Origin of the sequence: Nostoc sp. CALU 1950, assembly GCF_051172895.1 — a bacterium.
Taxonomy (GTDB): Bacteria; Cyanobacteriota; Cyanobacteriia; order Cyanobacteriales; family Nostocaceae; genus Nostoc; species Nostoc edaphicum_A.
The window spans coordinates 1-13,226 of record NZ_JBDNJQ010000206.1; the positions used below are offsets into that span (position 1 = coordinate 1).

Genomic DNA, 13,226 nt, shown 5'->3' on the forward strand with positions numbered 1-13,226 from the left:
AAGTAAGTCGGGTCGTGGAAAGAGGAAACCCAAAGAGCAATCCTTGGAATCCCCCACTATATCAGGTACTCCTGATTAGCGGCGGGAGGATGTCAATTCCTGTACAATATCCTCTAGTTGACGGCTGTTAATTTTCTCTCTAGGTCAAATAAGAAGCCGTGGATATACTCTTCAGTCCATTCTGCACCATAAAAGCGTTTAAACATCCCTCGTGCTGGGTCTTTTTCAGCCCGATATCGCAGGTATCGCAGTTGGGCTTGCTCAATAGCTGCTAAATTTTGGGAATCTGTTACAACTTCTGCCTGTTCTACAAAATCCAGATAGGCTTTCAAATAGTCTTTAAAAGCGGCAAACACCTGAGTTTCAACTACAGCCGTTTCTTGGGGACGAGTCCACAGAAAAGCGGGAGAGAAAAAAGGCCGTGCTTCTTCGGGAAAATCTCCTCCCCAAGATAGATGCTGTTGATGGGAGTGGAAAATAGGCAGAATTGGGTCAGTATATTTTGCCTGATATGTTGGCTCATCCCGAAATAGGGGCTGCATATCCAAAGCAATTAGATGTCCTCCGGGCAATGTCACCAAATCTGCCCCAAAAAAGGGTAAATCGTAGTGGAGACGGGGGAAAATCACAAAATTCAGCACTTGCAGTGAATTGCCACCCTGTACGTGAGCTGCGCGAATTTGCCGCAATTTTGAAGTTTGAAAGGCATAACTTGTGGTGACAACTTCTTCCTGATTCTTTCCCTTGCCCACAACAGCACTCTTGGACTCAAACCCAGTGGGGATAGGATAGGGCTGTAAATCTAAGCGCGATCGCATATAGGCGATCGCATAATCGAGAAATGGCTGATAGAGTGTCACGTCGCTTCGCTCCAAATTCAACAAAATTAATAATCCCCAATGCCCCATGCCCCATGCCCAATGCCCAATGCCGATTATCTTTTGCTAGCGCCAACTGCTAGAGGAACAGCATCTTCAAATAAGAATTCATGGAGAAAGCGCTCTGCCCATTCATGACCAAAGTAGCTGCTAAACAAACCAGATGCTGGATCGCGGTCTGCACTATATTGGTCATAGTCTTTTTGAGCTTTGACAATCCGCTGGATATCTTCAGGATCTTGGAGCGGTTTAGCATCTGCTAACATTTGCCAATACAGGTTTAAATAATCCTGAAAAGCTTCAAAGACTCGCGTTGCTACTGTTTCAGGGTCGGTTTTGGCAAACAATAGGTATTTAGAAAAATACTGGTTGGCATCGTAAAACTTCATTTCTAAGTTTTGCGCCAAATCCGGGTATTTATCATGGAGAGATTTCAGCGGAACTATATATTTTTTTTGATAATCTTCATCCTGAAATAAAGGCTGAAAGTCAAGCACAATCAGGTTTTTGACTTTACCAAAGGATAAAAAATCAATTCCTAACAGAGGTAGATCGTAGTGATGACTAGGATAAACCACGCTGTTAAAAATTTGGGCACTCTCCCCGGCATCAATGTAGGTATAGCGAATTTTCCGCAACTCTTGACATTGGTGACACCAACTGCGAATAGTTGCTGGGTTTCTGCCGCGATCGCTAACTTTGAATTCCAAACCAGGGGGAATGACCCTACTTTGTAAATCAAACCGCTGAAATAGCTCTTTTTCTAAAAATTCCAGGAAAGGCTTATACATGGAGCATGATTTGTTAACCCTTGCATGAAAATAAGTTATGGCAATCATGCACGTCTCATTTATGAGAAACAAAGCAACATTCCTTAATGGGGCATTTGTCGCTGGTCATTGGTCATTTGTCATTTGTCATTGGGTATTGTAGATTACTCTTCCCAGTCCCCATTCCCCATTCCCCAATTCCCACTAACGCCTAGCATGATTCTGACTGATCATTTGCTCCAGCAGTTCTTGAGAAACACAGCGACGCTCAGAACAATAAGTCATCAAGTTGACTCCGTTCATCATTCGCACGGTACTGACTCTGACACGAAAATCATCCGTAACAAACCAACAACGTTCCTGACCTTGATTATTGTCATAGTCAGTATCAATCGTCAGCACTCCATCATCGGCAAATCGATACCGACTCACAACCGGAATGCTCTCAACATAACCTTGGTTGCGGATCAGTTTTCCAGAACGTCTCGTTTCGTCGGGAACATCAACCAAAATGGCAGCATTATCGGTATTCGGTAGCCTGGTATCTAGGTTAGCTTGCCATGAAAAACTCGCACCGCCTGTTGCTTTAGTAGGATCTATCCCTTGGGCTGTACAAACTTCTTGGACTTTTGGATCATCTTTTTCCATAACTTTAATGATCAAATTCGACTCTCCCGACTCATCCGCTGCCGAGTCAAAATGATGAACTGAGCGTTCCGTAAACCATGTTCCCTCACTTTTGCGGAAGAAGTCGAGCATTGTCAAGGGCGGTATTAAATGCATCTGTTTTTAAACCTCGTTTATCAAACTTTTGGCGTTATTGAATACTGAGTTATGAGATGAAGTCCCCATTTCGCTAAAGTGTAGGATAACTCCAAAAGTTATATTTTAATCAGCTGATGACAAATACTGAAATTCAACTTATTACTAGCGATGCCTACGGCAACGGCTTTGCCGAACGCCCCAGTCCAACTCCAGAAATCTTGACAGCCCTGAAAAAAGGAATCCCTCTGGATGGGGTCGATTTGTACCAATTCAATCTAAGGGAAGTCGATTTACGACAAGCTAACTTGAGCAAAGCCAAGCTACTAGGAGCCGACCTCAGTGAGTTGGTCTTGAGTAATGCCGATTTGAGTGGGGCTGATTTGCGAGGCGCGAATCTGCGAGGAGCCGATTTGAGTGGGGCGAATTTGCAGGGAGCCTATTTAAACCGTGCTAACCTCCAACAAGCAAATCTCAGTGGTGCAAATTTGGAGGGAGCTAAACTCCAAGTAGCGCGTTATGATACACAAACGAAATGGCCCCAAGAATATAACTACAAAGCTTCGGGAGCAGTAGGGCCGGGTGCTAATCTCAATGGTGCTTTTCTGAATACAGCTTCTTTACGAAATGCAGATTTACAAGGCGCGAATCTGCGTGGAGCCTACCTGAGTGGCGCTGATTTGACTGGAGCCAATTTGCAAGGTGCGGCTTTGAGCGGTGCTGACCTGACAAAAGCTTATTTGACAGGCGCTTGTTTGCGGAATGCTCGATTGACTGGAGCCGATTTGCGGGATACAGACCTGCGAGCAGCTGATCTCAGTGATGCAGAGATGGAGCATCTTCAAAGTATTGCTGGGGCAGATTTTACTTTAGCCCAAGGACTGACAGAAGCAACTAAAGCCATGCTTTCCAGCCGTCCACATTCAGAACTCGACGTTTGGAACGCCTATACCCGCACAACAACTCGTGAGAGTTTGAGTATTTAACCATACCGATTGTTAGATTTGAGATTTTATATGATGTCCGTCAAATCATCCGTAATAAACAGTTTGTAGTGGGGACTTTAGTCCCCAAAGCCAGGACTAAAGTCCTTACTACGAACATTTTTTATTAAGTTTGATTAAACGGACATGATATTAGCTGCAAAGCTTAGTGACATCCCAAAATTCAAAATTCTTTGACCAGTTGTTTTGTAGTGAGTTTACAACGGTTTCCAGTTCTTTTTCAGGAGCGCTAAAAATGTCGCGTATCCTTCGGAAAAACCCGGCGGATCTGGTAGAACATATTGGGGAAATTCTTTATACGATCGCCAAGGTTCCGAAGCATTATGCCGCAAATGTAAGGCGCATTCTGAGGAACCTGGTAATCGCCAAGTCATTTGACCAGTTTGTATATCAGTCACAAATGCCTCCTCATCTTGAAAAAGTTGATCTTTTCTTCCAAATTTTGGCAGATTAACCGGATATTTTTGTCAAATTTAAGGTAAAATAATATATTTACTATTACTCAAATAAGTTTTATAAAAAAGAATTCAGAACTCAGGAGTCAGAATTCAGCATCAATTCTGTACGACTGTTGGGTGAATTTATGGGTGGAGTATTAGGAATTCTGTATTCTGACTCCTTTTGATCACAAAAATATTCTGAACAAAGTCACACTGCTATTGTGGCAACAAGTCTTCTAAAGCCGCTCCGACGACTCGGTGATCCTCATCCTGTCTGAGTTGGTGCAGGGCTGCTTTGGCTTCCGGCTCATCAAATCGTTTGAGGGCATAGCTAACTCGCACCCGCATCCGCCAAGATTCATCATTCACCAATGTTAGTATTTGGGATAATGCCGCAGCATGTTGGCTAGAATCAACTAATAAGCCGAGTCCATCAACAGAGGATTCCTGAACTGTGAAATCTTCATCTTTTAAACCCTGAACGCAGATATCAAATAGTTCTTCAGGACAATCCATTTCAGCGATCGCAGCCAAAATGCTCCGCCGCACTAACCAATGGTCATCCTGATAATATGCCAGAACTAGATGAGAAACTGCGACTCTACCAAATAGCGATAAAGAATTTGCCGCTTCAGCCCGCACGTTGGGGGTATCGTCGAATTTCATAATTTGCATCAAAGCCGCAAAAGATTCCGCTGATTGTTGATTCCCTAAACCCCTGGCGACAAAAGAACGCACCAAAAATTCTGAGTCATGAAGTTTACTCGTGAGCAGAGGAACTGCAACTTCTGATTCATAATCATCGAGGGCTGCGATCGCCTTCAAACGATAGTGAAAATCTGGGTTCTTCAGTTCAGTTTGGATTTTATGGATTTCCATAGGTGCATTTGGTAGAGCTATTCTTACTTTATTTTACAGATGTAAAAAAATGGCGATCGCATGATCAGAAGATTGAATCAAGGGCATTGTGCATGGGTTATTCTCCTTGTCCCTCTGTCCTCTACCCCAATGCCTTATCCCCTAAACCAATGACTCAATTAAGCGAAACCGTCAAAGAATTAATAGCCAAAGCTAGAATTGTCAGCTTTACTGAGTGGGAACAGTCCCATCCACAATCAGCGATCGCCATATTCCAAGCTGCGGATGATGCTTTTAGTTACCTGGACGATGAAGATTTATCGCAGATTAAAACCTTGTCACCGGATAATTCTGAGTTGATTCCTGTTGCTCAATTGTTACGCGATCGCGCAGCCGAAATCGTTGATGAAGCAAGAGTTCAGGTTTTGGCGACTTATCCCGAAATTATCCAGCCTGGAGGCGGTCTTTATCCACCTGAACGCGCCCAAGCTTGCTGGCGAGACTTTTGGCATTTTCTCCGCTGCATTACATACAGCATTGCAGGTGGCCACACTGAGTATACAAATCCCACCGGACTGCACTATATGAACTTGCTTTATCAGGAATTACAAGTTCCACTGGATGCAATGCTTTTAGGCTTAAAAAGCATCAAGACTGCTAGTTTGAAACGCTGCCAAGCCAATCAGCAGCAAACTCTTGCTCCCTATTTTGATCATTTAATCAGCCAACTGGCTACTTTCCAAATTCGATAAGTTAAGTGGGCGTGAATAATTAAAGGTTTGTAGTCAGAGCTTCATCTCTTACTAGGAGACAATTTTAATTAATTTTACATTGCGTAATATAGTTTTATTTATTCTTGCCCACTTATTGAGATAAACTTCTGTGACTCAGCACGATTAATACTTTTGCTCAAGGGGACGACACAATACCATCACTGGTATCCCAATCGCAAATCAAATGCTAAAAAAAAGCTAAATTTTCTCTAAAAGTATCATCTAGCTTCACAAATTTTAATAAATATGGTTTCGGCATCGTATCACAATATGTAAAAGCAAACGGTGCAAAAACTTAAAATCATCAAGACTAATAAGGATTTAAAGTCTCTATGTCCTCTCCTTTGTCACAATGATGTAAAGTTTTTTAACATCTGCTGAATATCCTTCTCATAAAATTTAGTTGTTAACTGGGAGATAGTTTGAATGGCTTTTGGACCAGCATCACGATTAGGGGTCGCATTGTTTGAAGACACCGATCCCATTGATCTGTGGCCAAGTCGCTCTAATGAGGAAGTTGAAACCGTAATTAGATCAGTCTACAAGCAAGTTCTAGGCAATGCTTATGTAATGGAGAGTGAGCGGCTTTCCGTTCCTGAATCCCAACTCAAACAGGGTAACATTAGCGTTCGTGAGTTTGTGCGTCAAGTTGGGAAGTCGGAACTTTACCGTTCACGCTTTTTTGATAGCGCACCCCGCTATCGAGCGATCGAATTAAATTTCAGGCATTTCCTTGGTCGTGCGCCATTGGATCTGGAAGAAACGCGTACACACAGCACTATTCTGGATACAAAGGGCTTTGAAGCTGAGATTGATTCATATCTAGACAGCGACGAATACCAGGAAACCTTCGGGGAAAACATTGTGCCTTATATTCGGGGCTATAAAACCGAAGCTATCCAGAGTTTGGTTCAGTTTACTCACTTATTCCAACTGGTACGTGGTTCCTCTAGCAGCAGCTTGAAAGGTGACTTAGCTGGCAAACAACCAAAATTGAACAGTTTGCTAATTCAAAGCACGCCTACCCCTGTAATTTCACCAGCTAGCAAGGGTGCTGCATTCCGCAACCCGACATCTACTCCTCGCACTCGTCAAGGTGTGGGATCTGGTGACAATGGTAAGGTCTACCGGGTTGAAGTCACTGGCTACAAAGCAAATGTGGTAAATAACATTTCCAAGTTTCGCCGCAGTAACCAGGTCTTTTTCGTGCCATACAATCAGCTTTCACAAGAGTATCAGCGGATTCATAAGCAGGGCGGTGTGATCGCCAGTGTTACTCCTGTCAACTAGAGAATAGAAATTGGGGATTAGAGCTTAGGGATTATTTGAAAAGTGTTCCGCTGTGACTTTAGGTACTTTTCGATCCCCCCTAACCCCCCTTCAAAAGGGGGGAACCGGAATCAAAGTCCCCCCTTTTGAAGGGGGATTTAGGGGGATCGAAAATTTTTGATCCCGACAAGAGGACTTTTAAAACATCCTCTTAGGGATTGGGAAATAATTTCCACCATACTTAATCTCCAGTTTTTAATCCCCAGTGTTGATCGTTCTATCACTTACGCGCTCTGGGGCAATACCCTGCGATCGCTGATCTGGGGTTTGATCGATTCTGCCGTCAGTTGTCATATACGAAGATATTTAACACACTTTCACAAATTAAAGTTTTACAAAAGCTGGTCAGTAGCAAAAATAACTGACAACTGATAGGAAATTCTACCTTTATCAGGGGTAGGATGCTCAGAAATTTAATTTAATGCAAGTTTTTAAGGAGATACTTCAATGTCACTTTGGGCTATTGATTCACCAAGAGTTGAACTGCGTCCGAACACCAGCGAAAGTGAATTACAAACACTGATTCGGGCAGTTTACAAACAGGTTTTGGGCAATGCTCACTTGTTGGAAAGTGAGCGACTAGCCACTGCTGAATCGCAATTGCGCGATCGCAAAATCAACGTCCGCGAATTCGTCAACAGTGTTGCGAAATCAGAACTTTATCAATCCCTGTTTTTCAACTCTTCTTCCCAATATCGGTTCATTGAACTGAACTTCAAACATCTGCTAGGGCGTCCTCCTGCTGATCAGGCAGAAATTGCCGAACACGTCCGCATCTATAACGAACAAGGCTATGATGCTGAGATTGAATCCTATATCGATAGCTACGAATATCAGCAGAATTTTGGTGAGAATATTGTTCCTTATGTTCGCAGCACAAGCTCCCAAATCGGAATTAAGAATGTTACCTTTAACCGCACCTTTACCTTACTCAGAGGGGTAGCTAGCAGCGATCGCGATCGCAAAGCCAAACTGATCAGCGATGTCGGTTCCAATTTACCCACATCCATCAAGGCTCCTGCGGCTGGTTCTAGTGTAAGCAGTACCGACAAACGCTTCTTGATTAAGGCAGTCAAAGGTTCAGCTAATCTCCGTACTCGTCTGGGCAACCTCGAATATGTAGTTAACTACAACCAACTGTCTGGACAAGTGCAAAACATTCATCGGACAGGCGGCAAAATCATTAGTATCACTGAAGTTGCTTAAGTAGGGGAGTGGGGACTGGGGACTGGGGATTGGGGATTGGGGACTGGGGACTGGGGAAATAATAACTCCTAACTCCTAACTCCCCACTCAGCACTCAGCACTCAGCACTCAGCACTCCTAACTCGCACTCCTAACTCAGCACTATTGGCTAGTATATAGACTAGGAGAATAACTTTTGAGCCAAGATATATCTTGGATTTTAAGCTACTTTTTAAGATTGTTTTTCTAATGGAAATTACTGAATTCTTTGAACTTTCAATTGGACGATGGCGATCGCAGCGTAGCGGTCATCATTTAGCATTCGCCCACTTTGAACAAGTCCTGTCTGACATTGACATTGAATCTCTATCCACCGATGATCCGGCAGTGTTAGCAATTTGTCAATTGTATGACACTGACCCCGCCAGTATTACCCACCCCTTTCGGATGACTTGGAAAGGTGAGTCAGACTGGGACGATAAACCCATTTCTGGTAGTACTGTGCTGGTGCCAATTCCTGATGCCGCAAATTCTTCTATAGGAAAACTTCTGCGGGATAAGGGATACGCTGAAACAATCCCAGCAGTGGCGAAATATCATCTGAGTGACGATGGGATTTTTACCCTGCTGACAGAGTATGAACTCGCTGCTGCTGAAGAAAAAATTTGGTTTGCTACTCCAAATCTGCGATTTCGGGTAGCGACAATTAAAACCAGTGATGGTAAAGGCGTAACAACAGCTTCCTTTTCTTCCGAAATTCGTTCTTTGTCAAATTCAACCAGTTAGCAAATATCAGGTTAAAACATAAAAGGAATCATCTAGTTTTGTCACTCTGAGGTTGAATATGACGATAGCGCCCAGTGAATCTAGTACCAACGCTAGCGATTTGCTCACCTTAGCCTGTTGGATGGCGGGAGATTTTAGCAATTACAAGCAATCTTTTGCAAATCCGCAACTTTACGCCCACATTCACATTTTTTTTCGTCCTTTACCGGTAGAGTTTTTCTCTGCTATCGGTTTTTATTCTGAACAAGCGTATGACCACGATTTATGGACACCCTATCGTCAGGGAGTACATAAACTAGTCGATTTGGGCGATCGCATTTATATCGAAAATTACAGCTTGAAAGATCCTATGCTTTATGCAGGTGCAGCTCGTGAATTAGATATCCTCAAAACCATCACCCCAGAGAGCATTGAACGGCGTTATAACTGTTCAATGGTTTTTCAACGAGAAGGTGAAATATTTCGAGGCAGTGTGGAACCAGGCAATCAATGTTTGATTAAGCGCAATGGATGCCAGACATATCTTGTCAGCGAAGTAGAAATGACCGAGCGTACTTGGATAAGTCTAGATAAAGGTATGGATATTGAAACCCACAAGCAAATATGGGGATCAACTGCTGGCCCATTGCGGTTTGAAAAACGAGAAAGTTTTGCTGATGAATTACGTGCGGTGAGCGCATTATGTTGATTCAGCTTGAATCTATTAAAGCTAAAATGTTACCACCACAGGCTGAAAAAAAGATGCGCTGCTGGATTCGCAGCCGTCACTTGATTTGTTCGGGTAACTTTTTTATATTCGAGACATTAGAATATACAACGATTGAGAGATTCTCTCAATGTGTTGCTTCTTTAGGAGGAACAGTAATATCCGTTGACTCCGTTAATAAGATTTGGATGGGCGATCATCGCCAAGTTATTTTATATCAGGCAAAAGCTAGTTTACATACACCTCATCATACTTTGAAACAATACTGGATAAAATACGGTGGTTTCTACACTAAATTTGATGAGCGGGTTTAAGGGTTATTATCCTGCGGAAATTCTTCTGACAGGCGTCTATACTCAAATTCAAAATTAAGTTTTGAATTTTAAATACTCCCCAAGGGGGTTGACGGCTAATTGTTAATGTCTAGTTGCTAATTTTTTATCATGATTAGCTGTTAGTTATTAACAGTTAGCCGTCTCAGTTTGTTAGAAAATGTAACTAAAAAAATCCCCAAAACTTGATAAGTTAATATCAATAACTAGTAATTAGTAAATCTTAAGTAGAGTGTGTTATGGCTTTGCTATTTAGTATTGCCACCCTACTACAGAAATTTTATTTTTACTTGATAAATTAGTTAATCCTACCCACACTAACCCAACTATGCAGACATTCATCGACGACGCAACCAGACAACGCCAATATCAAGCATTTCCCCAAACAGAACCCATCGAACTGTGGAATACTGCTTCAGTTGATGACATTGAAATTGTAATTCGGGCAGTTTATCGGCAAGTGTTGGGTAATGCCTACATTATGGAAAGTGAGCGGCTTGTCGTTCCAGAATCCCAACTCAAGCAAGGGATAATCGATGTTCGTGAGTTTGTGCGTCAAATTGCCAAATCAGAGTTGTATCGCTCCAGATTTTTTGATAACGTTTACCGCTATCGGGCAATTGAACTGAACTTCAAGCATTTACTGGGCCGCGCTCCCGATGACTACTCTGAGACGGTACTTCACAGCAACATTCTAGACGAGTCGGGTTTTGAGGCGGATATTGATTCTTATCTTGATAGCGATGAGTATCTAGATGCCTTTGGGGATAACATAGTGCCATATTATCGGGGTTATAAAACCCAAACCGGCAAAAAGATATTGGAATTTAGCAATATGCTGCAACTGCTGCGGAGTAATTCTAGCAGTGATCAGAACCTAGCAACGAATAATCAACCTCAACTGGTGCGATCGCTAATTACCAACACTCCTTACGGTAAACTCAAACCCACCGATGTTAGTACAATACTTGCCGAAGTATTCAAGCCCAGACCAGAAACGGCTGCTACTCCAGTTAATAACTTTATTGCAGCTCGCACAGAAGCCGAACAAGGTTTGCGGCAAAAGATTAAAGAGCAAGAAAGCCAGATTGCAACTTTGCAACAACAACTAGCAGACTTAAGACCCTTTGCCAGCATCGGTGCAACAAAATTTAGTAGTAGTTGGCAGACTTCCAGTTCCGTGACCAGCACAGGCGAATATACATCTTTGCAACAGCAAGCTGACGCCCAAGAAAAACAGATTGCAGCTTTGCAAGAGCAAGTTGCTGATTCTCGACGGTCTGCCACAATTGGGGAAGCCCGGTTGAATAAGTGGCGCAGTCGCGTTTTTAATGGCTAATTTCTCTATTGTTTAGTTCTATCGGGTGGGTTAGGCAAGCTTAACTCACCCTATTTTAATTTCCTGATGTTTTCCAAGTCAGTTTGAAACAATAAATAGTCAAAAAATGTCTTGATTATTGTTTGAATAAGCTTGCAATTTATGAAAAAAACTATCGTTTTTCGATACCCTACTTATGGACTAATTGGATTAATATCCTTAACAACTATATTAAGCACAGCAACATCTGCCCTAACACAGTTAGCAGGCGATTCCCCAATTGAGCAAACCCCTATCTCTGCTTCTAATTTAATCTGGCCGACTCAAGGGTTTATTTCTCAAGGCTTCCGCAAATATCAACATGAAGGAATTGATATTGCAGGCGCATCTGGAACTCCTATTGTTGCAGCTGCATCCGGTACAGTTGTCAAAGCAGGTTGGGATAATTGGGGATTAGGCAATGCCATAACTATTAAACATCTCGACGGCAGCATTACTGTTTATGGACATAATCGCCGTTTATTAGTGAGCAAGGGTCAACAGGTCATTCAAGGTCAAATTATTGCCGAGATGGGATCTACGGGCAATAGTACAGCACCTCATCTACACTTTGAAGTTTATCCAAATAGTCGAATAGCAGTTGACCCCCTGCGTCTGTTGACATCGTTAACTGCAAGTGTTAATTCCGCTTCTCAAGTTCAACAAGTGGATAACCCGAATCGCCCAGTCTCGCCACCTCCAGTAGCAATTCAAGTTTCACCTTCACAGCCAATTCCCATAGATTTTGCACCTATAAGCACTGATACTAAATGTAATGGAATTACTGTTATTGAAGGTGAGACTGCAAGCATTCGTGTAAAAGTCTGTGAAGAAAATGGTCAGTTATTTTATATTGGGCAGTTAAAGCAAGACCTAAGTCAGCCTATAAAGATCACAGCTTTGAATATTGGTAAAAACAGATATCGAGCAAATAATGGCAGTTTTTCTTATTTAATCACTCCTGAAAAAGTGGAAGTTTGGCGAAATGGCAGTCAGATTCGTTCTGACCGTTTTTTTACCGGAAACACACGGAAGGCAGATAGCCCCGAAGTAAATCCCTCAAAATCCCAAAAATTTTGAGGGATTTACGTCTTTCAAGTAGGTGTGGAATAGGGAGTCTCTTTATGAACAATTTTAGCGATCGCCTAAACTAAAAGTAAGCATCTTTTATCCACATAACATCTATGGTTCAGTCTTCTAATCAACGCCTAACCCTAGAAGAATTTCTCGCACTTCCCGAAGAAGATATTACATACGAGTTTGTTAACGGTGAAGCTGTACCCAAATATAAAGACAATGAAATGTCACCAAAATTTTTTCATAGCTCGACTACTGGTGCTTTATTTATACTATTGTCTGCATGGGCACAAGCAAAGGGTCGGGTTGTGATTGAATGGGCAATTAAACTAACACGAAATCAACAAGATTGGATGCCTGTAGCCGATCTGACCTATATTTCTCATAACCGTCTTCCTGCTGATTGGCTATTAGACGAAGCTTGTCCTGTCGCACCTGAATTAGTCATCGAAATCATTTCACCTGGTCAAACTTTTGGTGAAATTGCAGAAAAAGCTACTGATTATCTGAAAGCTGATGTTTCTCGTGTTTGGGTGGTTGATACAAAAGCTAGAACTGTAACTGTATTTGCGCCATCTTCCTTGCCGATTACTTATCGATCTCATCAAATAATTACTGATGATTTGCTACCAGAATTGGAAATTACCCCTCACGCAATATTCCAACAAGCTGGATTAAATCCCTAAAATTTCATCAGGAATCAACAGTTTTTAGCGATCGCTATTTTATGGCATCCAATAAATTGAATTTTCTGAACACCATCCTGCTTGAAGATGAAGCAGATAACAAATAGTTAACCTCAGCTTATAAATTACTTAGCGCAAAGTCAAATTCTTCAACCAAGCTCAGGGCTAGGTCAATTAAACTGACTTTTCACCGATGCATCAAAGGTGCAGGTCGATGCAACAAAGGTACAGGTCGATGCATCAAAGGTGCAGGTCGATGCATCAAAGGTGCAGGTCGATGCAT

15 protein-coding genes are annotated in these 13,226 nt (G+C 42.3%); 10 read left to right on the top strand and 5 right to left on the bottom strand.

The window, feature by feature from the left end; all coding sequences use genetic code 11:
* Positions 1-113: 113 nt before the first annotated feature.
* The 3 genes from ABF638_RS33575 to ABF638_RS33585 all read right to left on the bottom strand — a co-directional run bounded on the left by ABF638_RS33575 (position 114) and on the right by ABF638_RS33585 (position 2,431).
* Entirely contained in the window at positions 114-908 is a 795-nt protein-coding gene (locus tag ABF638_RS33575) for a phycoerythrobilin:ferredoxin oxidoreductase (protein ID WP_435027135.1), read from the bottom strand.
* Positions 909-934: 26 nt separating this feature from the next.
* Positions 935-1,669 carry a 15,16-dihydrobiliverdin:ferredoxin oxidoreductase gene (locus ABF638_RS33580; RefSeq protein ID WP_069068876.1) on the bottom strand — a complete coding sequence of 245 codons (735 nt, stop codon included), beginning with the start codon at positions 1,667-1,669 and terminating at the stop codon, positions 935-937.
* 183 nt (positions 1,670-1,852) lie between these two features.
* Complete coding sequence (locus tag ABF638_RS33585) at positions 1,853-2,431, bottom strand: phycobiliprotein lyase (RefSeq protein WP_435027136.1); 579 nt, start codon at positions 2,429-2,431, stop codon at positions 1,853-1,855.
* Between the two features lie 116 nt (positions 2,432-2,547).
* Between ABF638_RS33585 and ABF638_RS33590 the strand changes: the two genes are divergently transcribed.
* On the top strand, positions 2,548-3,396 hold the full coding sequence (locus ABF638_RS33590) for a pentapeptide repeat-containing protein (protein ID WP_435027137.1): 849 nt from the start codon (positions 2,548-2,550) through the stop codon (positions 3,394-3,396).
* 215 nt (positions 3,397-3,611) lie between these two features.
* On the opposite strand, the gene ABF638_RS33595 is transcribed toward ABF638_RS33590, so the two are convergent.
* Positions 3,612-3,812, bottom strand: a complete 201-nt coding sequence (locus tag ABF638_RS33595; RefSeq protein ID WP_084226998.1) for a hypothetical protein — start codon at positions 3,810-3,812, stop codon at positions 3,612-3,614.
* A gap of 258 nt (positions 3,813-4,070) precedes the next feature.
* Complete coding sequence (locus ABF638_RS33600) at positions 4,071-4,733, bottom strand: HEAT repeat domain-containing protein (protein ID WP_435027138.1); 663 nt, start codon at positions 4,731-4,733, stop codon at positions 4,071-4,073.
* A 92-nt stretch (positions 4,734-4,825) separates the two neighbouring features.
* Here ABF638_RS33600 and ABF638_RS33605 point away from each other — a divergent pair, with 92 nt between their 5' ends.
* The 9 genes from ABF638_RS33605 (at position 4,826) to ABF638_RS33645 (ending at position 12,943) form a co-directional block, all read left to right on the top strand.
* Positions 4,826-5,464, top strand: a complete 639-nt coding sequence (locus ABF638_RS33605; RefSeq protein WP_435027139.1) for a phycobilisome protein — start codon at positions 4,826-4,828, stop codon at positions 5,462-5,464.
* Between the two features lie 447 nt (positions 5,465-5,911).
* Positions 5,912-6,775, top strand: a complete 864-nt coding sequence (locus ABF638_RS33610; RefSeq protein WP_435027140.1) for a phycobilisome rod-core linker polypeptide — start codon at positions 5,912-5,914, stop codon at positions 6,773-6,775.
* A gap of 486 nt (positions 6,776-7,261) precedes the next feature.
* Positions 7,262-8,020 carry a phycobilisome rod-core linker polypeptide gene (locus ABF638_RS33615; protein WP_435027141.1) on the top strand — a complete coding sequence of 253 codons (759 nt, stop codon included), beginning with the start codon at positions 7,262-7,264 and terminating at the stop codon, positions 8,018-8,020.
* A 228-nt stretch (positions 8,021-8,248) separates the two neighbouring features.
* Positions 8,249-8,785, top strand: a complete 537-nt coding sequence (locus ABF638_RS33620; RefSeq protein ID WP_069068883.1) for a phycobiliprotein lyase — start codon at positions 8,249-8,251, stop codon at positions 8,783-8,785.
* A gap of 58 nt (positions 8,786-8,843) precedes the next feature.
* Complete coding sequence (locus ABF638_RS33625) at positions 8,844-9,473, top strand: chromophore lyase CpcT/CpeT (protein ID WP_435027143.1); 630 nt, start codon at positions 8,844-8,846, stop codon at positions 9,471-9,473.
* A complete protein-coding gene (locus tag ABF638_RS33630; RefSeq protein WP_181929260.1) occupies positions 9,467-9,805 on the top strand; it encodes a CpeR family transcriptional regulator in 339 nt (112 codons plus the stop codon). The genes ABF638_RS33625 and ABF638_RS33630 overlap by 7 nt, the downstream gene beginning before the upstream one ends.
* A 346-nt stretch (positions 9,806-10,151) precedes the next feature.
* On the top strand, positions 10,152-11,162 hold the full coding sequence (locus ABF638_RS33635) for a phycobilisome rod-core linker polypeptide (protein ID WP_435027144.1): 1,011 nt from the start codon (positions 10,152-10,154) through the stop codon (positions 11,160-11,162).
* Between the two features lie 141 nt (positions 11,163-11,303).
* Positions 11,304-12,260 (top strand): M23 family metallopeptidase, encoded by a 957-nt coding sequence (locus ABF638_RS33640; protein ID WP_435027145.1) that lies wholly within the window; start codon positions 11,304-11,306, stop codon positions 12,258-12,260.
* Positions 12,261-12,364: 104 nt separating this feature from the next.
* Entirely contained in the window at positions 12,365-12,943 is a 579-nt protein-coding gene (locus ABF638_RS33645; protein ID WP_435027146.1) for a Uma2 family endonuclease, read from the top strand.
* Positions 12,944-13,226 lie beyond the last annotated feature (283 nt).